This window comes from Acidiphilium multivorum AIU301 (assembly GCF_000202835.1).
Lineage (GTDB): Bacteria > Pseudomonadota > Alphaproteobacteria > Acetobacterales > Acetobacteraceae > Acidiphilium > Acidiphilium multivorum.
Window position 1 is genome coordinate 3,028,827 of record NC_015186.1, and the last position, 22,238, is coordinate 3,051,064.

Annotated in this window: 22 protein-coding genes; 12 read left to right on the forward strand and 10 right to left on the reverse strand. The window is 69.8% G+C overall.

Annotated elements, in window-relative coordinates; genetic code table 11:
- Positions 1–12 precede the first annotated feature (12 nt).
- Complete coding sequence (locus ACMV_RS13695; protein WP_012040058.1) at positions 13–591, reverse strand: antibiotic biosynthesis monooxygenase family protein; 579 nt, start codon at positions 589–591, stop codon at positions 13–15.
- Between the two features lie 4 nt (positions 592–595).
- Positions 596–1,186, reverse strand: a complete 591-nt coding sequence (locus ACMV_RS13700) for a DUF2889 domain-containing protein (protein WP_007423225.1) — start codon at positions 1,184–1,186, stop codon at positions 596–598.
- 189 nt (positions 1,187–1,375) lie between these two features.
- Here ACMV_RS13700 and ACMV_RS13705 point away from each other — a divergent pair, with 189 nt between their 5' ends.
- Entirely contained in the window at positions 1,376–2,860 is a 1,485-nt protein-coding gene (locus tag ACMV_RS13705; protein WP_013640823.1) for an MDR family MFS transporter, read from the forward strand.
- Between the two features lie 34 nt (positions 2,861–2,894).
- Here ACMV_RS13705 and ACMV_RS20900 read toward each other — a convergent pair whose 3' ends face one another.
- Complete coding sequence (locus tag ACMV_RS20900; RefSeq protein ID WP_148360988.1) at positions 2,895–3,155, reverse strand: hypothetical protein; 261 nt, start codon at positions 3,153–3,155, stop codon at positions 2,895–2,897.
- On the opposite strand from ACMV_RS20900, the gene ACMV_RS13710 reads away from it, so the two are divergent.
- Positions 3,136–6,555 carry an indolepyruvate ferredoxin oxidoreductase family protein gene (locus ACMV_RS13710; protein ID WP_013640824.1) on the forward strand — a complete coding sequence of 1,140 codons (3,420 nt, stop codon included), beginning with the start codon at positions 3,136–3,138 and terminating at the stop codon, positions 6,553–6,555. The two genes, ACMV_RS20900 and ACMV_RS13710, sit on opposite strands and share 20 nt — an antisense overlap.
- Here ACMV_RS13710 and ACMV_RS13715 read toward each other — a convergent pair whose 3' ends face one another.
- From ACMV_RS13715 to trxB, 3 genes are all read right to left on the reverse strand, one after another.
- Positions 6,556–7,614 carry an AbrB family transcriptional regulator gene (locus ACMV_RS13715; RefSeq protein ID WP_231844426.1) on the reverse strand — a complete coding sequence of 353 codons (1,059 nt, stop codon included), beginning with the start codon at positions 7,612–7,614 and terminating at the stop codon, positions 6,556–6,558. It abuts the gene before it with no gap.
- Between the two features lie 150 nt (positions 7,615–7,764).
- Positions 7,765–8,652 (reverse strand): LysR family transcriptional regulator, encoded by an 888-nt coding sequence (locus ACMV_RS13720; RefSeq protein WP_007421320.1) that lies wholly within the window; start codon positions 8,650–8,652, stop codon positions 7,765–7,767.
- A gap of 64 nt (positions 8,653–8,716) precedes the next feature.
- Entirely contained in the window at positions 8,717–9,688 is a 972-nt protein-coding gene (gene trxB, locus ACMV_RS13725) for a thioredoxin-disulfide reductase (protein WP_172637332.1), read from the reverse strand.
- Between the two features lie 142 nt (positions 9,689–9,830).
- Here trxB and ACMV_RS13730 point away from each other — a divergent pair, with 142 nt between their 5' ends.
- From ACMV_RS13730 to ACMV_RS13775, 10 genes are all read left to right on the forward strand, one after another.
- Entirely contained in the window at positions 9,831–10,337 is a 507-nt protein-coding gene (locus ACMV_RS13730; protein ID WP_012040065.1) for an Lrp/AsnC family transcriptional regulator, read from the forward strand.
- Positions 10,338–10,352: 15 nt separating this feature from the next.
- On the forward strand, positions 10,353–11,309 hold the full coding sequence (locus tag ACMV_RS13735) for a cytochrome c oxidase assembly protein (protein WP_231295280.1): 957 nt from the start codon (positions 10,353–10,355) through the stop codon (positions 11,307–11,309).
- 134 nt (positions 11,310–11,443) lie between these two features.
- The gene (gene bamA / locus ACMV_RS13740) at positions 11,444–13,762 is read left to right on the forward strand and encodes an outer membrane protein assembly factor BamA (protein ID WP_007422944.1); all 2,319 of its coding nucleotides are present in this window, start codon (positions 11,444–11,446) and stop codon (positions 13,760–13,762) included.
- Between the two features lie 4 nt (positions 13,763–13,766).
- The gene (locus ACMV_RS13745; protein ID WP_012040068.1) at positions 13,767–14,546 is read left to right on the forward strand and encodes an OmpH family outer membrane protein; all 780 of its coding nucleotides are present in this window, start codon (positions 13,767–13,769) and stop codon (positions 14,544–14,546) included.
- 5 nt (positions 14,547–14,551) lie between these two features.
- Positions 14,552–15,637 (forward strand): UDP-3-O-(3-hydroxymyristoyl)glucosamine N-acyltransferase, encoded by a 1,086-nt coding sequence (lpxD, locus tag ACMV_RS13750; protein ID WP_013640827.1) that lies wholly within the window; start codon positions 14,552–14,554, stop codon positions 15,635–15,637.
- 41 nt (positions 15,638–15,678) lie between these two features.
- Positions 15,679–16,176 (forward strand): 3-hydroxyacyl-ACP dehydratase FabZ, encoded by a 498-nt coding sequence (gene fabZ / locus ACMV_RS13755; RefSeq protein ID WP_007423396.1) that lies wholly within the window; start codon positions 15,679–15,681, stop codon positions 16,174–16,176.
- On the forward strand, positions 16,173–16,979 hold the full coding sequence (gene lpxA, locus ACMV_RS13760; RefSeq protein WP_007423397.1) for an acyl-ACP--UDP-N-acetylglucosamine O-acyltransferase: 807 nt from the start codon (positions 16,173–16,175) through the stop codon (positions 16,977–16,979). The genes fabZ and lpxA overlap by 4 nt, the downstream gene beginning before the upstream one ends.
- A 24-nt stretch (positions 16,980–17,003) precedes the next feature.
- Positions 17,004–17,867 (forward strand): LpxI family protein, encoded by an 864-nt coding sequence (locus tag ACMV_RS13765; RefSeq protein ID WP_013640828.1) that lies wholly within the window; start codon positions 17,004–17,006, stop codon positions 17,865–17,867.
- Positions 17,864–18,256 (forward strand): lactoylglutathione lyase, encoded by a 393-nt coding sequence (gloA, locus tag ACMV_RS13770; RefSeq protein ID WP_007424147.1) that lies wholly within the window; start codon positions 17,864–17,866, stop codon positions 18,254–18,256. Before ACMV_RS13765 ends, gloA begins: the two co-directional genes overlap by 4 nt.
- A gap of 37 nt (positions 18,257–18,293) precedes the next feature.
- On the forward strand, positions 18,294–19,538 hold the full coding sequence (locus tag ACMV_RS13775; protein WP_231844427.1) for a sulfotransferase family protein: 1,245 nt from the start codon (positions 18,294–18,296) through the stop codon (positions 19,536–19,538).
- Between the two features lie 30 nt (positions 19,539–19,568).
- Here the strand turns inward: ACMV_RS13775 and ACMV_RS13780 are convergent, their stop codons facing one another.
- From ACMV_RS13780 to ACMV_RS13795, 4 genes are all read right to left on the reverse strand, one after another.
- Positions 19,569–20,141, reverse strand: coding sequence for a hypothetical protein (locus tag ACMV_RS13780; protein ID WP_013640829.1), 573 nt, complete (start codon positions 20,139–20,141; stop codon positions 19,569–19,571).
- Positions 20,142–20,194: 53 nt separating this feature from the next.
- Positions 20,195–20,686, reverse strand: a complete 492-nt coding sequence (locus ACMV_RS13785; RefSeq protein ID WP_012040073.1) for a flavodoxin family protein — start codon at positions 20,684–20,686, stop codon at positions 20,195–20,197.
- A 408-nt stretch (positions 20,687–21,094) separates the two neighbouring features.
- Positions 21,095–21,766 (reverse strand): hypothetical protein, encoded by a 672-nt coding sequence (locus ACMV_RS13790; RefSeq protein ID WP_013640830.1) that lies wholly within the window; start codon positions 21,764–21,766, stop codon positions 21,095–21,097.
- Positions 21,767–21,934: 168 nt separating this feature from the next.
- The gene (locus ACMV_RS13795; protein ID WP_013640831.1) at positions 21,935–22,207 is read right to left on the reverse strand and encodes an immunity protein Tsi6 family protein; all 273 of its coding nucleotides are present in this window, start codon (positions 22,205–22,207) and stop codon (positions 21,935–21,937) included.
- Positions 22,208–22,238: the final 31 nt, after the last annotated feature.

Below are 22,238 nucleotides of genomic sequence, written 5' to 3' on the forward strand. Positions count from 1 at the left end.
CCTTCCCCGCCGTCAGGCCCGGCCGGCTTCGTCGGGAAAATGCTGCGGCGCCTCGCGCCGGTCGGTCATGCCGTAGTCGCGGATGACGCGCACCAGCCGGTGCGACGCCCCCTCGCCCGCCCCGGCTCCCGTTCCGCTCCTGAGGAGCAAAACATCGCCCGGGGTGAGGACGGCCTCGAACACGTCCCAGCCGACGAGGCCAGGCACCGCGGGGTCGAGCCCGAGGTCGCGGGCCAGGGCCTCCGCCGTCATGCCCGCCGCCCCCTCGCGCCGCGCGGTGAGGAGCGAAACGCCTGCGGAGTCCGCCTCCGCCACCACCCCGACGCGCAGGCGATAATCCGCGAACAGCGCGCGCCGCGCCTCTTCCTGGGCGCGGTGATGCAGGGCGTGGCGGCGCCAGGCGATCAGCGCCGCCTCGTCCCGCCAGAGCGAGACCGAGAGCAGCCAGCCCGGCCGGGTCAGGCTGCGATAGCGGATGTTCTCGATGAACCCGTCGATCCCTTCGAGTTCGGGCCGCAGCAGCCGGGCATGGCCGAAATAGTCGTCCAGCCGGCCGTCCTTCGGCCTGACCTCGAAGATGACGGCGTGCATCGCTCTATTCGGCCGCCGCCTCGGCCTCGCGCCGGCGCTCTTCCGCCCGGGCGCGAACCTTGGCGACCAGCGGCCCCTGCTCGTTATAGGCGTGGCAGGAATTGAGCAGGGCGCTCGGGATGTCCCAGCGGTCCTCGGTGGTGCCGCCCTCGCGCGCCGATTTGTGGGCGCGGATCGAGAACATCGTCTGGATCGCGGTGGTGGCGACCTGCTGGAGCAGCTCGCGCAGATGGGTGCAGCCGGCCGTGCCGCCGACGCGCTCCATCGCCCCCTTGAGGAAGCCCTTGCCGATCGTCAGCCCCGCCAGCGCGGCGAAGTTCGGCGCCACCCCGGGGCAGATCGCGTGCGGCGTGTCGTCCATCGCCGCCTCGGCGCGGACGACGGTGAGCTTGTCGTCGATCGTCAGGCGCAGACCCATCCCGTGCAGCGCCTCGCCGGCGTTGATCCGCCCGCGGTCGTGATTGCCGAAACTGTAGGTCTTGGTGTCCTTCATGTGGGCTTCGATGTCCACGAGGCCGTCGGCGCGCAGATAGCCGCGGATCGCGATGTCGCGCAGGTGGAGCAGTTGCCGGGATTCGGCATGGCTGAGGGGCATGGAGCGAAAACTTTCCCTGATCTCGATGTTGACGAATAGGTTAAGCGCTGCCCGGACGGCTTGCAAATGCTCCGGCGCGATGCATGACAGGGTTGCTGCCCCTCGCGCGCGGTTGTCTGCCGCGCGAGACCGGCGCAATCTGTCGCGCCTCGTTTTCATCGCCCCTCCCGGCGCCACCCGAACGGACCCATGGAATACACGCACAGGCAACGGCTTCAGGTCATCTCCGGTATCATCCTGTGCATCCTGCTGGCGGCGATCGACCAGACGGTGGTGATCCCCGCGGTGCCGGCGATGGCGGCGGGGCTGCACGGCTTCTCCCATCTCTCCTGGGTGGTGACGGCCTATCTGCTGACCTCGACGGCGACGACCCCGCTTTACGGCCGGCTGTCCGACCAGTTCGGCCGGCGGCAGACCCTGATCCCCTCGATCGCGCTGTTCGTCCTCGCCTCCTGCGTCTGCGCCACGGCAGAAACCCTGCCCTGGCTGATCGCCGGGCGGGCCTTGCAGGGGGTGGGCGGCGGCGGGCTGATGGCGATCGCGCAGGCGGCGATCGCCGACGTGGTCAGCCCGCGCGAGCGCGGCAAGTACCAAGCCTACATGGCCGGGACCTGGGGCGTCGCCTCGACCGCGGGGCCGGTGGTCGGCGGCTGGGTGACCGATCATCTCTCGTGGCAGTGGATCTTCTGGTTCAACGTGCCGCTCGGCCTCGCCGCGCTGGTGCTGAGCCAGATCGGGTTGCGCCAGCTCAGGACGGTGGCACGCGGCGGGCGGATCGACTACGAGGGCGCGGCCCTGCTCACCTGCGCCGTCACCGCCTTCCTGATCGGCCTGTCCTGGGGCGGGCGGAACTATCCGTGGCTTTCGGCGCCGGTGATCGGCATCTTCGCGGCGGGCTTCGCGCTGATCGCCGCCCTCTGGCGGTGGGAGGCGCGCGCCGCCGTCCCGCTGCTGCCGATGCGGCTGTTCGGCAGCGCCTCCTTCGTGCGGCTGGTCGGGATCGGGTTCCTCACGGCGCTGGCGATGTTCTCGGCGATCTTCCTGCTGCCGCTGTTCTTCCAGCTGGTCTACCGCGCCAATGCCGCGCAGTCCGGCTGGGACATCATGCCGTTCATGATCGCGAGCACGATCGGCGCCTACGCCGCCGGCCAGGTGGCGCGGCGCACCGGGCGGACGCGCAAGCTGCTCATCGGCGGCCTCGTCGTCGGCACCGCCGGCTTCGTCCTGCTCGGCCTGCTGCCGCGCGCGACCCCGCTCGGCCTCGTCGTCTTCAACTGCTTCGTCATGGGGCTCGGAATCGGCTTCGTCCTGCCCTCGAACCTCGTCGCGGTGCAGAATGCGGCGACCCGACACGATGTCGGCGCCGCGACCGCGACGCTGCTGCTGCTGCGGGCGATGGGCGGCGCGTTCGGCGCGACCATCGCCGGCGCGGTGCTGCTGCTGCGCCTCGGCCGGCAGATCGACGCGCCGGGCGCCGCGGCCGAACGCGCGATGGCGGCGAACCCGGCGCTGCCGGCGGCATTCCACGCGGCGTTCCTGATCACCGCCGGCTTCGCCCTGCTCGGCCTCGTCGCGGCTATCCGGGTGGAGGACACGCCGCTGCGCGAAACCGTGGCATCCGACGGCACCGACACCGACGAGGCCGACGCCGAACCCGCCGCGATCGGCCACTGACGTTTTGCCCCCGCGCCGCGCGGCGCGGGCGAAATCACGTTTCCGTGATGATGCGGCGCGGCATCCGGGCCGCCTCGTCCCCCGCGCAATAAAATTTCGCGATCCACGCGGCGCGAGGGCAGCGGGATTGCCGCGCGGCACCGCCGCGCGCAGCGATCGGCAAGCCGTTACGATCCGGACAAAAACCTGATTTTGCTCGCAAATTTCGATCACGCGGCGCATAATTCGCAGCGGATAAAAAGCCCGGCGCAAAGGCCGGGCGGGGGAAATTCCGCATGAAGACCGCCGACACCATGCTCGACATCCGCTACCGCCCCGGCCCCGGACGGGTGATCCTGACCGGAACCCAGGCGCTGATCCGCCTGCTGCTGGCGCAGCGCCGGCGCGATGCGGCCTCGGGGCTGAACACGGCGGGGTTTCTCTCCGGCTATCGCGGCTCGCCGCTCGGCGCGGTCGACATCCAGGCCCATGCCGCCGCCGCGGTGCTGGCGGCGGAGGGCATCGTCTTCCGCCCCGGCGTGAACGAGGACCTGGCGATGACCGCAATCTGGGGCACCCAGATCGTCCCGCTCTTCCCCGGCGCCACACACCAGGGCGTGTTCGCCATGTGGTATGGCAAGGGGCCGGGCGTCGACCGCTCGGGCGATGCGCTCAAGCATGCCAATTACGCCGGCACCACCCGCCACGGCGGCGTGCTGGTGGTCGCGGGCGACGATCATGCGGCGAAATCCTCCACCGTCGCGCATCAGAGCGAGCCGGCGCTGATCGCCGCCGGCGTGCCGGTGCTGGCGCCGAGCTCGGTGGCGGACATTCTCGAACTCGGGCTTTATGGCTGGGCGGCCTCGCGCCATTCCGGCCTCTATGTCGGGTTCAAGACGGTCGAGGAAATCATCGACTGCACCGCCTCGGTCGAGACCGGCCTCGATGTCCCGATCATCCTGCCGGACATCGACCCCGACAGCGTCGCGATGCGGCTGCACGAGCCGGTGCTGGCGCAGGAGGCGCGGGTGCTCGGCCTGCGCCGGCCGGCGCTGATGGATTTCGTCGCCGCCAACCGGATCAACCGCATCGTCGAACCCGCCCCCGGCGCGCGGCTCGGCATCGTCACCGCCGGGAAATCCTTTCTCGATGTCGAGCAGGCGCGGGCCGATCTCGGGCTCGGCTTCGCCCGCGTGCTCAAGCTCGGCATGACCTGGCCTGTCGAGCCCGGGATCGTGCGGGAGTTCGCGCGCGGGCTGGAGGAGATCGTCGTCGTCGAGGAAAAGGCGCCGGTGATCGAGGACCAGCTGCGGGCGATCCTCTACGGCATGGCCGGCGCGCCACGCATCGTCGGCAAGCGCGACGAGACCGGGGCCACGCTGTTCCGCGCCGAGAGCGACCTCTCCGCCGCCGATGTGACGCTCGGGCTCGGCCGGCGGGCGCAGCGCCTCCTGCCGGACGAGGCGCGGGAGGCGGCGCTCGCGCACCTCGCCGCGACGATCAAGGCCGGCCACGCGCTCGATTTCGGCGCCCACCGGGTGCCGCATTTCTGCGCCGGCTGCCCGCACAACACCAGCACGAAAGTGCCGGAGGGCTCGCGGGCGATGGCGGGCATTGGCTGCCATTTCATGGCGACGTGGATGGACCGCGCGACCGATGTCTATTCCCACATGGGCGGCGAGGGCGCGGCCTGGATCGGCCAGGCGCCGTTCACCACCGAGCGGCACGTCTTCGCCAATATCGGCGACGGCACCTATCACCATTCCGGCCTGCTCGCGATCCGCGCCGCCATCGCCGCCGGGGTGAACATCACCTATCGCGTGCTGTTCAACGACGCGGTGGCGATGACCGGCGGCCAGCATGTCGACGGGCCGCTGAGCGTGCCGCAGATCACCCGCGAACTCGCCGCCGAAGGGGTGCGGCGGATCGAGGTGGTCACCGACGAGCCGGAGAAATACCGGGGTGTTGCCGATCTCGCGCCCGGCGTCACCGTATCCCATCGCCGCGAGCTGGACGCGATCCAGCGCGCCATCCGCGAGATCCCCGGTGTCACCGCGATCGTCTACGACCAGACCTGCGCGACCGAGAAGCGCCGCCGCCGCAAGCGCGGCACGATGGCCGACCCGGCGAAGCGCGCCTTCATCAACAAGCGCGTCTGCGAGGGCTGCGGGGACTGTTCGCTGGTGTCGAACTGCATCGCCGTGGTGCCGGTGGAAACCCCGTTCGGGCGCAAGCGGGCGATCGACCAATCCGCCTGCAACAAGGATTTCTCCTGCGTCGAGGGGTTCTGCCCGAGCTTCGTCACCGTGCATGGCGGCGGGCTGAAGCGGCCGGAGGCGACGCGCGCCGCCCCGCCCGATGACCTGCCCGAACCCGCGCTGCCGCCGCCGGAATGGGACATGGTGGTGGCCGGGATCGGCGGCACCGGCGTGGTGACGATCGGCGCGCTGCTCGGCGTGGCCGCGCATCTCGACGGCACGCCGGTTTCGGTGGTCGATGTGCTCGGCCTCGCGCAGAAGGGCGGCGCCGTGGTCTCGCATCTGCGCTTCGGGGCGGCGGCCGGGGTGGCGCAGGCGCTGCGGGTGCCGGCCGGCCGGGCCAACCTGCTGCTCGGCTGCGACGCGCTGGTCGCCGGCGAGCGGGAGACGCTCGACTGCCTCGGCGAACAGACCCGGGCGGTGGTCAACCTGCACGAGACGATCACCGGGGAGTTCACCCGCAACCCCGCCTTCTCGCTGCCGATGGCGCGGCTGCGGCAGACCCTCGCGCGCCGGGTGGGCGAGGCGCATCTCGACACGATCGAGGCCACCGCGATCGCCACCGCGCTGATGGGGGACGCGATCGCGACCAACCTGTTCCTGCTCGGCTATGCCTGGCAGCGCGGGCTCGTGCCGGTGAGCCGGGCGGCGATCGCGCAGGCGGTGGAGCTGAACGGGCAGGCGGTCGCCCTCAACCTCGCCGCCTTCGCCTGGGGCCGCGCCGCGGCGCATGACCGCAGCACCGTTGCGGCGGTGGCGGCACCGCCGGGGGCCGAGCCTTCCGGGTTCGACGCGCTGTTCGACATGCTGCGCGACGATCTCGCCGCCTACCAGAACCGCCGCTACGCCGCGCGCTTCGCCGAGACGGTCGCCGCCGTGCGCGAGGCCGAGCGGGCGGTGCGGCCAAACTCGACGGAACTCGCCGAAACCGTGGCGCGCACGCTGCACCGGCTGATGGCCTACAAGGACGAATACGAGGTCGCCCGGCTGTATTCCCGTCCCGCATTCCGCGCCGAGCTCGCGCGCACCTTCACCGACACGCGGGATATCCGCCTGCACCTCGCCCCGCCGCTGCTCGCCCGGCGCGACAAGGTGACCGGCCTGCCGCAAAAGCGCGAATACGGCCCCTGGATGCTGAAGGCGCTGGCCGCGCTGGCGCCGCTAAAGGTGCTGCGCGGCACGGTGCTCGACCCGTTCGGCCACAGCGCCGAGCGGCGGGGCGAGCGCGCGCTGATCGGCCGCTACGAGACCACGGCGCGGCGGATCGCGCTGATGCTGGCCGAGGACAACTTCGCCGCCGCCCTGGCGCTGGCCGCGATTCCCGCCGAGATCCGCGGCTTCGGCCATGTGAAGGCGCGCAACCTCGCCGCCGCCGGGGCACGCTGGGCGGAGCGCGAGGCCGCCTTCATCGCGCCGGCCCCGGCAGCCGCGCCGCGACTGCCGGCGGCGGCGGAATAGTCAGCCGCTCAAGCCGGCACGGCGGCGCAGCAGGCGGGCGAAGAGCGGCATGGTGAACATCACCAGCACCACCCGCAGCACATGCACGGCGAGCACGAAGGTCACGTCGGTCCGGGCGGCGATCGCCATCGCCAGCGCGGCATAGATGCCGCCGGGCAGCGTGGCGAGATAGCCGTCGAAATCCGAGGCGCCGGCGAGATGCGCGAGCAGAACGCCAAGCCCGGCGCAGATCACGTTCACCAGCAGGATGAGCGCCAGCGCCGTCGGCAGCGCGCGGCCGATCTCGGCGAGCCGGCCGCGGGTGAAGCGCACCCCGGCCTGCCAGCCGATCGCCGCATAGGCGAGATCGACGATCGGGAACGGCACGCTCGCGCCGCCGGTGCGGCCGGTGAGGGTGATCCCGGCGGCGACGATCAGCGGGGCGAGCAGCGGCCCGGCCGGCATGCGGGTGAGGCGCGCGAGCACCAGGCCGGCCGGCGCGGCGATGGCGACGAGGGCAAGCCCCGCCAGCCCGGCCGGCCGCGGCGCCGCCGCCGGATGCCCGGCGGCATGAAACACGAAGGCGGCGACCAGCGGCATCGTCGCGGTGACGAAGCCGACGCGCAGATATTGCACCACCGCGACCATGCGGATGTCGGCGCCGAGTTCGGCGGCCAGCGCCACGACGGCCGAGGCGCCGCCGGTGGTCAGCGCCAGCGCCCCCGTCGTCGCGTCCACATCGCGGCGCAGCCCCATCAGCAGCCCGGCGCCGATCGAGACCAGCAATGTGATGAAGGTGACGATCACCACCGGCACCGCATGGGCGGCGAGCGCGCGCAGCGTCGAGGCACGGACTAGCGCGCCGATGACGACGCCGAGCACTGCCTGCGCCGCGAGCGTCGCGCCGCGCGGCACGCCCTCGGGCGCCAGCCCGGCCAGGGCAAGCGCGGTGGCGACGAACAGCGCCGCGAACAGCGCCGCGGAAGGCACCCCCACCCGCGCCAGCAGAAGGGACAGCGCCACGGTCGCAAGCACGAGCAAGGCCCAGCGCGATGCCGCCGCCTGGCGCGGGACCCTCATGAACATGCCGGTAGAAACGTCAGGTCGGGTGCCATTCGCATGGCGGAAACTCTGGCACCGGGCGGAAGATCCCGCCAGTTCCCGCCGTGCGCCCCACCCATGAGGCCAGGACAATGGCCCGCCGCCCGCGCGCGGCGGGCGGCGGCGCGTTCAGCGGCGGCCGATCTCGGTGACGAGAAAGTCCCGGAAGACGGAGACGCGCTTCGAGTTCCGCAATTCCTCGGGATAGACGAAATACATGTCGATCTTCGGCGCCTTCACCTCCGGCAGGATGCGGACGAGGCCGGTGGTGTCTTCCGTCAGGTAGTCCGGCACCGCGCCGATGCCGATGCCGCTGCGGATGGCGACCAGCATGGCCTGCAGCGAGTTCACCTCCAGCGCGCCGGCGCGCTGGGCGGCGCCATCCGGCCGGCCGATGCTGGCGATCCAGTTGACGTCTGCCACCGGCGGCTTGCGGTCGCCGAACAGGATCAGGCGGTGATCGTCGAGATCCTCCGGCCGCTCGGGGGTCTTGCCCACCTCGCGCAGATAATCCTCCGAGGCGAAGATCTGCCAGCGAATCTCGCCCAGGCTGCGCTGCACCAGGTCGGGCTGGCGGGGCGGATGCATGCGGATCGCGACATCCGCCTCGCGCATCGCGAGGTCGAGATCGACATCGTCGAGCAGCAGCGAGATGCTGACGTCCGGATACTGCTTGAGGAAGGCGCGCAGGCGGGGGGCGAGCCAGACCACGCCGAAACTGTGCGTCGTCGTCACCTTCAGCCGCCCGGCCGGGCGTTCCTTGCTCTCGGCCAGCAGCGCCTCGGTCATGGCGAGCTTGGCGAAGACGTCGCGCACCGTGCGGTTGAGCTGCTCGCCCTGCTCGGTGAGGATCAGCCCGCGCGCGTGGCGGTGGAACAGCGGCACCGCCAGCGCCTCCTCCAGCGCCGAAATCTGCCGCGACACCGCGGATTGCGAGAGGTTGAGCACATCGCCCGCATGGGTGAAGCTGCCCGCCTCGGCGACCGCGTGAAACACGCGCAACTTGTCCCAGTCCATGTGATTGCCTGTCACGGTGAGCTTCCCTTTCCCGGCCGCGTTCGGGGCCGTCTTTTATATCGTCTCATGCAGCCTGTTGTTCGATTTGCGCGTGGTGCGCAAGAAATTTCTCCGCCTCCAGCGCGGCCATGCAGCCGGTGCCGGCGGCGGTGACCGCCTGGCGGTAGACGCGGTCCTGCACGTCGCCGGCGGCGAAGACGCCGGGCACCGAGGTCTGCGCCGTGCCCGGCACGGTGCGGATATAGCCTTCCTCGTCCATGTCGAGCTTGCCGCGGAACAGCGCCGTCGCCGGATCGTGGCCGATGGCGACGAACACGCCCTCCACCGCGATCGTGCGCTCCGCGCCGGTCTTCACGTCGCGCAGCCGCGCCCCGGTGACGACGGCCGGCGTGCCCGCGCCGATGATCTCCTCCACCGTATGGTCCCAGATCACCTCGATCTTCGGATGGGCGAACAGCCGGTCCTGCAGGATCTTTTCGGCGCGCAGCGCGTCGCGGCGGTGGATCAGCGTGACCTTGGTGGCGTGGTTGGTGAGGTAGAGCGCCTCCTCGACCGCGGTGTTGCCGCCGCCGACCACGGCGACCTCGCGGCCGCGATAGAAGAACCCGTCGCACGTCGCGCAGGCCGAGACGCCGGCGCCCTGGTATTGCCGCTCGGACGGCAGGCCGAGCCAGCGGGCCTGCGCGCCGGTCGCGATCACGACCGCGTCGGCGCGGTAGAGCGTGCCGGAATCGCCGCGCGCGGTGAACGGGCGGGCGGAGAGATCGATCTCGGTGATGATGTCGTATTCGATCCGGGTGCCGACATGCTCGGCCTGGGCGCGCATCTGCTCCATCAGCCAGGGGCCCTGGATGACGTCGGCGAAGCCGGGATAGTTCTCGACATCGGTGGTGATGGTGAGCTGCCCGCCCGGCTGCAGCCCGGCCACGATCACCGGGGCGAGGTTCGCCCGCGCGGCGTAGATCCCCGCCGTGTAGCCGGCCGGCCCCGCGCCGATGATCAGCAGTTTCGTCTCGATCGTAGCCTGATCCGCCATTTCATGCACCTCTGATGCGGAGTTAAGGGCGCGATGGCGGGAATTCCACCTTTCGTCGCACCGCATTCACACTCCGAAGCAATGCAATTATATTACCCTTTTATCTCTGTCACGCGATCAACTCTTTCCACCGGTGAAATCCATGCCGCATGCCCCGGCCAGCCAGCCCCTGCCGCGTTCCGCCGCCGAGGCCCCTCCCCTCGACGACATCGACCGCCGCATCATCGCCGAGCTGCAGACCGACGGGCGGATGACCAACGTGGAGCTGGCGAGCCGCGCCGGCATCTCGCCGCCGCCCTGCCTGCGCCGGGTGCGCCGGCTGGAGGAGGCCGGGCTGATCCGCGGCTATCACGCCGAGACCGACGCGCTGAAACTCGGCTGGCAGATCCAGCTCTTCGCCATCGTCGGGCTCGACAGCCAGCGCCAGGCGGTGCTCGACGCGTTCGAGGCGCTGGTCGGCGGCTGGGAGGAAGTGCGCGAGTGCCACATGATCCGCGGCGGCGGCGACTTTCTGCTGCGCATGGTCGCGCGCGACGCCGCGCACGAGAACCAGCTCACCGAACGGCTGACCGCCGCCCCCAACGTCACCCGCGTGCAGACCCTGCAGACCATCCGCACCAGCAAGGTGCTTGCCGGGGTGCCGATCTGAGACCATACCCGGCGCATGAACACGACCCGGCATGAATTCGACCGCACCGACGCGCGCGGGCTGATCGCCATCGCCGTGCTCGGCGCCGCCCTCGATCTCGCGGAGCGGATGGTGCCCGCCGGCCTGCCCTATCTCGCGCCCTACATCTTCAACGCCCCGATCTTCGCCGGAACGCTGCTCGCCGCCTTCTGGTACGGCCGCGGCCTCGCCCGGTGCGAAACGCGGCCGGCGCGCTGGCGCATCCTCGCCTTCTATGCCGGGGTGGCGGCGATCTACTTCGTCGGGCAGACGCGGTTCGAATACGCGGCACAGCACATGTTCTTCCTCAACCGCGTGCAGCAGACGACGTTCGGCGTGTTCGCGCCGTTCCTGATCGCCTTCTCCTGGCCGCGCGACGTGCTCGCCGCCGGCGTGCCGGCCGGGCTGATCCGCCTCTGCGAGCGGCCGGCCGCGCGGGCGGCGCTGCGGGCGCTGCGCTTTCCGCCCGTCGCCATCGTGATCATGCTGGTGACGACGGATGTCTGGCTGATCCCCGGGGTGAACTTCGCCTCGATGATCAATCCGCCGCTCTACGCCTTCATGAACATCGCGATGATCCTCTCCGGCCTGCTGTTCTGGCTGGTGGTGCTCGACCCGCGGCCCCGGGCCGAGGCCGGCTATTCCTACCTCACGCGGATGGCGGCCGGCTTCCTGCCGATGTTCCCGCAGATCGCCGCCTCGTCCTACATCGCGCTGACCTCGACCAATCTCTACAATTTCTACGATCTCTGCGGCCGGCTCTACCCCTCGGTCTCGCCGATGAAGGACCAGATGCTGGGCGGCATCATCCAGTGGATTCCGCCGGGAATGCTGAACACCGCCGTGCTCTTCGTGCTGCTGCACGCCGTCCGCAAGAGCGAGGAAAGGCAGGTGGCGGACATGCCGATTCCGCCCGGCGCGCGCGTCATCGAGGCGCGATGGACCGGACGCTAGCCCGGCGCTGCCCTTGCGGCGCGGAGCGGTTGCGGCTAGGCCGCTTGTCTGTGCGGATGCGGGAGAGGCCCGCGTCCGGTTGGTGACTTCGTGTGATGGGGAGACAGTCCTTGCGGCGACTGCGGTTGGCTCTGATGACCACGGCGTGCCTCGCTCCGGTGTTCCTGGCTCCGGTCGCCCCGGCCGCGACCCTGCCGCACAGCGCGGCGGCGGCGACGGGCGGGCGCATCGCCGCCATCGAGGTGCGCGGCAACCAGCGCATCGATGCGAGCACCATCCTTTCCTACATCCTGCTCCGCCCCGGCGACCGCTTCAGCCAGCGGCGGATGGACCTGAGCCTGAAGACGCTCTACGCCACCGGCCTGTTCCACACCGTCTCGCTCACCCGCCAGGGCAACGACCTGGTGGTGGACGTGCAGGAGAACCCGGTGGTCAACCAGGTGTTCTTCCGCGGCAACTCGGTGCTGACCGACGCCAACCTGAAAAAGGTGGTCTCGCTCAAGCCCGGCTCGGTGTTCACCCCGGCGGCGGCGGCGGCCGACACGCGGACGATCCTCGACCAGTACGCCAAGCAGGGCCATTACAGCGCGACCGTTACCCCCGAAATCGTGAAGCTGCCGGAAAACCGGGTGAACGTGGTGTTCCGCTGCCATGACGGGCCGGAGACGCTGATCAGCCGGATCGACTTCATCGGCAACCGCCACTACGGCCAGACCCGCCTGCGCGAGGTGATCTCGAGCCGCGAGAACGCCTGGTTCCGCTTCCTCTCCAGCAGCGACGAATACAACCCCGAACGGGTGAAATACGACGAGGCGCTGCTCAGCCGCTTCTACTTCCACCACGGCTATGCCGACTTCAAGGTGAAGAGCGCCACCGCCCAGCTCGCGCCGGACCGCAAGTCCTTCTTCCTCACCTTCGTCGTCGACGAGGGGCCGCGCTACCACATCGCCTCGGTGAAGGTGGAAAGCAGCGTGACGAACCTTTCGGCGAAGTCGCTGCGCGCGCTGGTGCCGATCGAGAAGGGCGACATCTTCGACGGCGACGCGATCCAGACCGCGGTGAAGAACATCTCGAAGGCCGCGCAGAACCGTGGCTTCGCCTTCGCCCAGGTGGTGCCGGACGTGCACGAGAACCACGCGAACCACACGATCGACCTCACCTTCCGCGTGGTCGAGGGGCCGAAGGTCTACGTCAACGACGTGGTGATCCGCGGCAACACCCGCACCGAGGACCAGGTGATCCGCCGCCAGGTCGAACTCGCCCCCGGCGATGCCTACAACCAGGACGCGGTCGACCAGTCGAAGCAGAACCTCGAGAATCTCGGCTATTTCAAGAAGCAGGACGGGGTGAAGATCGCCACCTCGCCGACCAGCACGCCCGACCGCGTCAACCTCGATGTCGATGTCGCCGAGCAGGCGACCGGCCAGTTCTCGCTGGGCGGCGGCTATTCGACCGATCTCGGCGCGCTGGCGAATATCGGGCTGAGCCAGAACAACTTCCTCGGCACAGGCATCAGCGCCTCGATCTCGGCGCTGCTGGCGCAGAAGGGCACGCAGTTCAATCTCGGCGTGACCAACCCGTATTTCCTCGGCCGCAACCTGATCGCCGGCTTCGACCTCTTCCGCACCGACACCTACAACTCCACCGCCTACGTGTTCAGCGAGCGCTCGATCGGCGGCGACCTGCGGCTCGGCTTCCGCTACAACGACCATGTCAGCCAGGCCTTCACCTACACGCTGAGCACGCGCGACATCTACAACATCGCCAGCTCGGCGAGCCTCTACATCCTGAGCGAGGAGGGCAAGACCACGCTCTCGCAGCTCGGCACCACCCTCACCTTCGACTACCGCAACAACCGCATCGATCCCTCGAGCGGCGAGATCCTCGCGCTGTCCGGCGACTTCGCCGGCCTCGGCGGCACCGCGAAATACATCCGCCTCGAGGCGCGCGGCGCCTACTACATCCCGCTCGAGCGCTATTTCGGCGACAAGGCCTGGGTGCTGGAGTTCGACGGCCATGTCGGCAAGATCTTCGGCATCGAGGGCTACCGCACCACCCTGGCCGACCGCTTCTTCCTCGGCGGCGACAGCATGCTCGGCTTCCAGACCGGCGGCGCCGGCCCGCACGACACGCAATATGGCGACAGCATCGGCGGCAACTTCATCTGGACGCAGGACACGGTGCTGCACTTCCCGCTGCCCGTCAGCCCCGATCTCGGCGTCTCCGGCTTCGCCTTCACCGATATCGGCAGCCTGACCGGCGTCTCGCCGATCACGGTGAACGGCCAGACGCTCGGGGTCTACGACAATGCGGCCCCGCGCATCTCCGCCGGCGTCGGCGTGGCCTGGAACACCCCGTTCGGGCTCATCGACCTGTCCTATGCCCAGCCGATCAAGAAATACAAATACGACCAGGTCGAGCAATTCCGCGTTTCCTTCGGTACGAGGTTCTGATCACGTGACACGCATCGCGAAAATCCGCGCCGGTCTGGCGCTTCCGGCCCTGATCATGGCGTTCGGCGCCGGCCTCGGCGTCGGCCACGCCCAGTCGGAGAACGGCAAGGGCTACTTCATCCCGAAGCCGAAGGCCGAGGCGCCGCACACCGCCCCGATCCACGCGCCGCTGCCCAAGCCGCAGCCCGCGCCCGTCGGCCAGCCCGGCGTGCAGCAGATTCCGCCCGAGAAGCTCCCGCCCATCCCGCAGCTCGCCCCGCTGCCCAAGGAAAAGTCGCCGCCCGCCGCCGTGATGGGCGTGCTCTCGGTGCCCGACGTCATGCAGAATTCGACCGCCGCCCAGGGTGTCGAGAAGATCATCAACGCCCGACGCAAGAAGCTGGCCGAGGAAGCCCAGGCCGACCAGAAGCGCTGGGAGCAGGAGCAGCACACCATCACCGCCGAGAAGGGCAAGCTCTCCAAGGCCACGCTCGCCGCGCGCGAGCAGCACCTGCAGGCCGAGATCGAGCAGGCGCAGGTCGACTTCCACAACCGCAACGTCGCCATCGAGCTCTCGGCGCGCAAGGCGCTCGGCAAGATCGAAAGCTCGCTGATCGCGGTGATCCGCCAGGTGTCGCAGGCGCACGGAATGAACCTGGTGCTGCACCGCTCGCAGGTCGCGCTGAACGTGAACGCCTTCGACATCACCAAGGAAGTCACCGAGCAGCTGAACAAGATCCTGCCTTCGGTCGCGGTGCCGCCCTCCGTGGTGCCGAACCTGTCGAAGGGCGAGAAGAAGAAGTAGGCCGGATGAGCGGCACGGCGGACCCGCGGCCGGGCGACCCCCGCTTCTTCGCCCGTCGCGGCCCCTTCACGGTGGCGGAGCTTGCCGCCGCGACCGGGGCCGAGCCGGCCGGCGACGCCGCGCGCGAGCTCACCGGCGTCGCCCCGCTGCAAACCGCCGGCCCCGCGGATGTCAGCTTTCTCGACAACCGCAAATATCTGCCCCTCCTCGCGGCGACGAAGGCCGGCGCGGTCATCCTGCGCGGCGACATGGCGGCCGCTTCCCCCGCCGGCGCCGCCACGCTGGCCACCGACGCGCCCTACGAGGCCTGGGCCAGGGCCTGCGCCCTGTTCCACCCCGCGCCCGAGGCGGTGCCCGGCATCCACCCGAGCGCGGTGATCGCCGACGCCGCGAAGATCCACCCCTCGGCCGAGATCGGCCCCTTTGCGGTGATCGGCGCAGGCAGCCGCATCGGCGCCGGCAGCCGCATCGGCCCGCACGCCGTCATCGGCCCCGGCGTCGAGATCGGCGCGGGAACCAGCGTCGGCGCGGGTGCCAGCATCGGCTTCGCCCTGATCGGCGACCGGGTGACGATCCACCCCGGCGTGCGCATCGGCCAGGACGGGTTCGGCTTCGCGACCACGAAACAGGGGTTTCTCTCCGTCCCGCAGCTCGGCCGGGTCATCATCGAGCACGACGTCGATATCGGCGCGAACACCACGATCGACCGCGGCTCGGCGCAGGACACCGTGATCGGCGCCGGCACGCGGATCGATAACCTCGTGCAGATCGCCCACAACGTGCGCATCGGCCGCTGCTGCGTGATCGTCGCGCAGGTCGGCATATCGGGCTCGACCACGCTGGAGGATTTCGTGGTCCTCGCCGGCCAGGCCGGAATCTCCGGCCACGTCACGCTCGGCAAGGGCGCGCGCATCGGCCCGCAGGCCGGCGTGATGTCGGACGTGAAGCCGGGGATCGACATGCTCGGCAGCCCGGCCCAGCCGGCGAAGGACTTCATGCGCGAGGTCGCGGCGGTCCGGCGCTTTGCACGGCGCGGCGGTTTGAGGCATTCTCCGGCCCAACCGGAGCCGGAGCGGGATGCGGAATCCTGACCGGATCATTCACAACAGGAACGGGACGCGGACGCTCTGACATGGACGGAACCTCGACGGACACCAGCGCGCAACAGGCGGAAGGACGGACGGTCGACATCGCCGGCATCATGCGCGCGATCCCGCACCGCTACCCGTTCCTGCTGATCGACCGCGTGGTCGAGCTGGTGCCGAACGTCTCGGCCATCGGGGTGAAGAACGTCTCCGTCAACGAGAGCTTCTTCCAGGGCCATTTCCCCGGCCACCCGGTCATGCCCGGCGTGCTCATCATCGAGAGCATGGCGCAGACCGCCGCCGTGCTGGTGGTGGAAACCCTCGGCCCCGAGGAAGCCGGCAAGGTGGTCTATTTCATGTCGGTCGAGGGCGCGAAATTCCGCCGCCCGGTGGTGCCGGGCGACGTGCTGCGCATCCATGTCGCGAAGGAGCGCAACCGCGGCAATGTGTGGAAGTTCAACGCCGTCGCGCGGGTCGATGGCGTCGCCGTCGCCGAGGCGACCTATGCCGCGATGATCATGGACAAGAAAGCCGGCGAGGGATGATCCACCCCACAGCGTCAGTCGATCCGCGGGCCTCGCTCGGCGCGGGGGTCAATGTCGGCCCGTTCTGCGTCGTCGGCCCGGACGTCGTCCTCGAAGACGGCGTCGAACTGGTCTCCCACGTGGTGGCGGACGGCCACACGCGGATCGGCGCGGGAACGAAGGTGTTCCCCTTCGCCACGATCGGCCTCGCGCCGCAGGATCTGAAATACCGGGGCGAGCCGACTGAAACGGTGATCGGCCCGGGCTGCACCATCCGCGAGCATTGCACGATCCATCGCGGCACCGTCACCGGGCACGGCATCACCCGCGTGGGCGCCGGCTGCCTGCTGATGGCGGTGGTCCATGTCGCGCATGACTGCGCGCTCGGCGACAACATCGTCATCGCCAACAACGTGGTGATGGGCGGCCATGTCGAGATCGCCGACCGCGCCATCATCGGCGGCGCCACCGCGATCCACCAGTTCGTGCGGATCGGCACCGGCGCGATGGTCGGCGGCGCCTCCGGCGTCGAGGCGGACGTGATCCCCTATGGCTCGGTGATCGGCAACCGCGCGCGGCTGCACGGGCTCAACATCGTCGGCCTGCGCCGGCGCGGGCTCGACAAGGAGGGCCAGCACCGGCTGCGCAACGCCTACCGCCTGCTGTTCCAGGGCGCCGGCACCTTCGCCGCGCGGGTCGAGATGCTGCGCCGCGAGGCCGGCGACGATCCCTATCTCGCCGAGATCCTCACCTTCATCGACGCGCCGAGCAAGCGCGGCCTGATCCGCAGCACCACCCGCCACGACGCCGACGCCGAGGCCTGACCGCCCGATGACGGCAGCGCGCGCATGAGCGGATCGGCGGCGGGCCCGCTCGGCATCGTCGCCGGCGGCGGCAGGCTGCCCGGCCAGGTGGCCGCCGCCGCCCGCGCCGCGGGGCGCGGCGTGTTCATCGTCGCCCTCGACGCCCATGCCGATCCCGAGGTCGTCGCCCCGTTCCCGCACGAGACGATCCGCCTCGGCGCCGTCGGTGCGGCGATCGACGCGCTGAAACGCGCCGGCTGCCGCGAGATCGTCCTCGCCGGCCCGGTCAGGCGCCCCTCGCTGTTCGACCTGCGGCCGGATGCGGTGGGCGCCAGGCTGCTCGCGCGCATCGGCCGCGCCGCCTTCGCCGGCGATGACGGCTTCCTCGCCGCGATCGTGCGGGTGCTCGGCGAGGAAGGCTTCACCGTGCTCGGCGCGCATGAGGTGATCAGCGAGGTTTTCGCGCCCGAGGGGCTGCTGTCCGGCGCCGCGCCGGATGCGGCGGCGCTGGCCGACATCGCCCGGGGCATCGCCGTGGTGCGCGCGCTGGGGGCGGTGGATGTCGGCCAGGGCGCGGTCGTGCAGCAGGGCATCGTGCTCGCGGTCGAGGCGGCGGAAGGCACTGATGCCATGCTCGCCCGCGCCGCCACGCTGCGCCGGCCGGGGCCCGGCGGCGTGCTGGTCAAGCTGGTCAAGCCCGGCCAGGAGCGCCGCGCCGATCTGCCGACGCTCGGGGTCCGAACCGTGCGGGGCGCGGTGGAGGCTGGGTTGCGCGGCATCGCATTCGAGGCCGAGGGCGCCATATTGATGGATCGCGAGGTAATGGTGCGCGAGGCCGAGGCGGCGGGGCTGTTCCTGCTCGGCATCGACCCCGGCGCCGCAAGATGGGACGAAGGAAAACGGGAATGAGCGATTTTCAGTATCTGCACACGATGATCCGGGTGAGGAACCTGGACGAGAGCGTGAAATTCTATACCGAACTGCTCGGCATGAAGGAACTCCGCCGCAACGACGTGCCGGACGGCAAGTATACGCTCGCCTTCGTCGGCTATGGCGACGAGGCCTCGCACACGGTGCTCGAGCTGACCTACAATTACGGCGTCGACAGCTATGACCAGGGGACGGCTTTCGGACATCTGGCCCTCGGCGTGCCGGACATATACGGTGCGGTGGAGAAGCTCCGCGCCGCCGGCGTGAAGATCACGCGGGAGCCGGGGCCGGTGAAGTTCGGCAAGACGGTGATCGCCTTCATCGAGGACCCGAACGGCTACAAGATCGAGCTGATCGAACGGAAGTGAGCTGAGCATGCCGCGCGACCCGGTACCCGAACCGCCCGTGAAACGACCCGGCAAGAGCCTGCGCTTCCGGCTGCTCTCGGCCGGGTTCGGCGCGGCGGAGGCGGTGCTGCCGCGCGGCATTCCGGCAATCGACGCAAGCGCGATCGAGGCCGCCGGCGGCAGCACGCTGCCGGATTTCGCGCGCGAGGGGCTCGAGCGGCTGACCGCCTCGATCGCGGCGGAGACCAGCCTGTCGCTGTTTGGCCGGGTCTCGGTCCGCTACGACCTCACGCGGCTGGTCCGCAACGCCGAGACGATCCGGCGGATGCATGCCGCCACCCCGGGCATCGGCCGCGAGCCGGTGCGGGCGCCGGTGTTCATCATGGGGTTGCCGCGGTCGGGGACCACGTTCCTGCACACGCTGTTCGGCTTCGACCCCGACGTGCTGGTGCCGCGCGTGTGGCAGACGCTGTATCCGGCGCCGCGGCCGCGCGGGTTCGATCCGCGCGCGAGCGCCGTGGCGCGCAAGACCGACCGGCAGCTCGACATGTTCGCCGGCATGGCGCCGGAGTTTCCGGCGATTCACCCGATCGACGCCGACAGTCCGCAGGAATGCAGCGAGATCACCGCGCATGTGTTCCACTCGCTGCGGTTCGACACGACGTTCCGGGTGCCGAGCTACACCGCCTGGATCGACAGCCAGGACGATGCGCCGGCCTTCGCGTTTCACCGGCAGTGGCTGCAGGCGATGCAGCACGGCACCGGGGGAAGATTCTGGGCGCTGAAATGCCCGGAGCACACGTTTTCGGTGAAGGCGATCCTGCAGACCTATCCGGATGCGCGGTTCGTCGTCGTGCATCGGGACCCGGTGCATGTGTTCGCCTCGGTCGCGCACATGACCGAGGTGCTGCGGCGGCCGTTCCTGCGCGGGATCGACCCGGCGGAGATCGGCCGGCAGGTGACGGAGCGGTGGATCGACGGGGCGCGGCGTCTGGTGGAGTTCGACCGCAGCGGGGCGGTGCCGGCGGAGCGGCTGGTGAACATTCAGTACGAGACGCTGACGGCGGACCCGATCAAGGCGGTGTCGGGCATCTACGCGCATTTCGGCGAGACGTTCTCGCCCGCGGCGGAGGCGGCGATGCGGGCGCATCTCGATGCCGCGCCGCGCGGCGGCTATGGGCGGAACCGCTACCGGCTCGCGGATTTCGGGATCAACGTGGAGCGGCTGCGGCCGCGGTTCGCGCCGTATATCGAGTATTTCGGCGTGCGGGCGCGCCCGTCGGACGGCACGCAGGCGGCCTGACGGGTTTTTTTCTCCGGGAAAAGCGAGGGGTCAGGCCGGGCGCGGGGGCGCGCGGACGGGGCGTTGCGCGCGCGGGCGGATTCGGGGCGCGGGCGGGGCGGCGTGTGTCGGGATTTCGGGGATAAATTCGGGGTCGGGAGCCGGTTTGGGGCGCCTGGGCGCGGGCGGTGGCTCGCGGGGGGCGATGCTGGCGGGCGGGCGGATGCCGAGGTGGCGGCAGAGCGGGCGGAGGATGCGGCCGAAGCGGGGTTCGGCTTCGAGGAGGGCGGCGCAGGCCGGGTCCGCCATCAGGTGGCGGAGCTGGGAGGCGGCGGCGGTGGCCTCGGGGATGGGGCGGAGCAGCCAGGCGAAGCGGCGCGGCAGGGTTTTGCTCCGGCGGGCGGGGCGGTTGCGCCGGCGATCCGGCTTCGGTGCGGGGAGGGCGCCGCCGGCGGCATCGAGCCGGGCGGCGAGGCTGTCGATCCGCTTTGAGGCGCGGTTGAGGCGGAGCCAGAGCAGGATGACGACCGGGGCCGCGAGCGCGCCGCGGGCGCCGCGCGCGGCCACGGCCCGGCAGAGGGCGTGGACGATGGCGGCGAAGCGGAGGGCCAGCGCGGCGTGCATGAACGGAACATGAACACGACCGGGCGGGGGTGGGCAAGGGCGATGTTTCGCGCTCAGGCGAAGAGGCGCTGGTGGGCGGGGCGGAGGGCTTCGGAGAAGCGGAGGGTGGCGAGGTGGTCGCGGCCGGAGCAGATGGCTTCGGCGGAGAGGCCGAGGGTGGCGCGGGGCGGCTTGCCGGCGAGGGTTTCGATGGCGGCGAAGGCGCGGCGGAAGGACGAGCCGCCGGCGGTGGCGAAGATGGCGTATTCGGGCAGGTTGCGGGCCTCGCGGCGGAGCCAGAGGCGGACGGGGGCGGCGGCGGACCAGGCCCAGACGGGGGTGCCGACGAGGACGAGATCGTAGGTGGCGGGGTCGTAGGCGGCGGAGGAGATCGGCGGTTCGATGAGGCCGAGGGCGATCAGGATGGTGCGGAGCAGGCCGCGCCCGCCGGGGCCGCAGCCGGGGCAGCGGATGCGCTCCATGTCGGCGCCGAACTCGGCGGCGAGCATGCGGGCGATGCGTTCGGTGGTGCCGGTGCGGGAATAATAGACGACGAGGGTGCGCATGGCCTTCGTTCCATACTGGTATCGAGCGTGCATGTATTCCACGACGCCGGCGCGCGCGCCTTGATCCTGCTCAATTCGTGAAACGGCATATACAGCACTTTCCGATCCCTTCGGATCGGATGTAGTGCTCTATCATATTGATAAACAGAGCATCTTTATCCGATCAGATGACTCCATCTGATCGGATGATGCTCTAAAAAATTCTGGAACGCAGTGGCGGCCGGACGAACGCTCCGCCGCCGAGCAAGCAAGGGCCAGAGCGCCTTCCGATCCAAACGGCTCGTAAGGCGCTCCATCTTCCTCATCAATCGAGTTTCGTTGTCCGCTCCGATCGGGATACGAGGAAAAACAACAGTATAGTGGCCTGATTGTCCCTGAAATTCACACACGAGTTTCAGGGGCGGGACATTAGTTGAAGAATTTCCTGGCGAATTGGCCTTTCAGGGAGAGGGGGCGGGGCTTGGGAGAGAACTCTTTGCGGCCGGTTTTGGCACGGCCGAGATTGCCCAGACCCGCGGGGCCACGACGGTATTTGTGCAGGACAGGATCGGGCGGGTTGGCGCCCTTGTCGAAGCTGGCGGGGAAGGAGTCGATGGCGTCGGCATAGCCGAAGAACTTGCAGAACTTGTAACCGCGGGCGAACATTTCATCGGCGATGAGTTGGGCGAAGGGGGGATGGTAGTTGCCGTAATCATCAACCCGGCCTTCAGCCGAGTGGCAGTTGAAGCACTTGATATCGCCGAAGAATTCGCGTTTCAGGCCGGTGGTGATGAGGCGCTGGACGACTTCCGTGTAATGGATCTTTTCACCGTTGCGGGCGACCTCGATCGTCGGGGAGCCGGGCATGCCGTGGCCGCGAATGTAGATTTGCGCGGTGTTGAAGCTGCTGAAATAGGGGTCCGACCCGCCATCGTACCGAACGACGATGGACGAGCGGCCCTTCAGGAGATCGTCATCGACGACGAGCTGGGCCTTGTTGATGCCGGGCTGGCCGCCGAAGGCCTGGTTGCCGTATTCGTGGTGGGCCATGGTGATGAAGACACTTTTCGGGTCCGCGGGGATGAACATTACCTTGGTCATGGACGAGTTCCATGGGGCGTCTTGCCCCGGTGATGGGCGGTGAAGCGACCGGTTGCGCCGGGGTTCGGGGCGCGAGCAAGGATATGATTACGATCCGGCAGCGATCGTCAATCGCAGCGCGGGGCCGAGCCGGTTTGGTTGTGACAGCGGTCACAGGGCTGGGCGCGCTTATGCAAGCGGTGTGGCGCGCCGGTTAACCGCCGCCTGGATCGAGTGGAGGAGGTCGGCCAGTTCATCGTCCCAGCCCTCGACTTCGCGGACAGCGAGGAGGCCCAGAATGATCTCCGCGAGCCGTTCCGGCCCGGCGGTTCCGGCGCAGACTTGCTGAAGATAGATCAGCTGGTTGCGGATGGAGACGAGGGGCGGCAAGCCCGGACGCCCGGCGAGCAGAGACTCGCACCGTTGCAGCGCGTCGGCGAGGTCGGGTTCCAAGTCGTCCATAGTCATATCCTTGCGCCTTCAGCGTCCATCC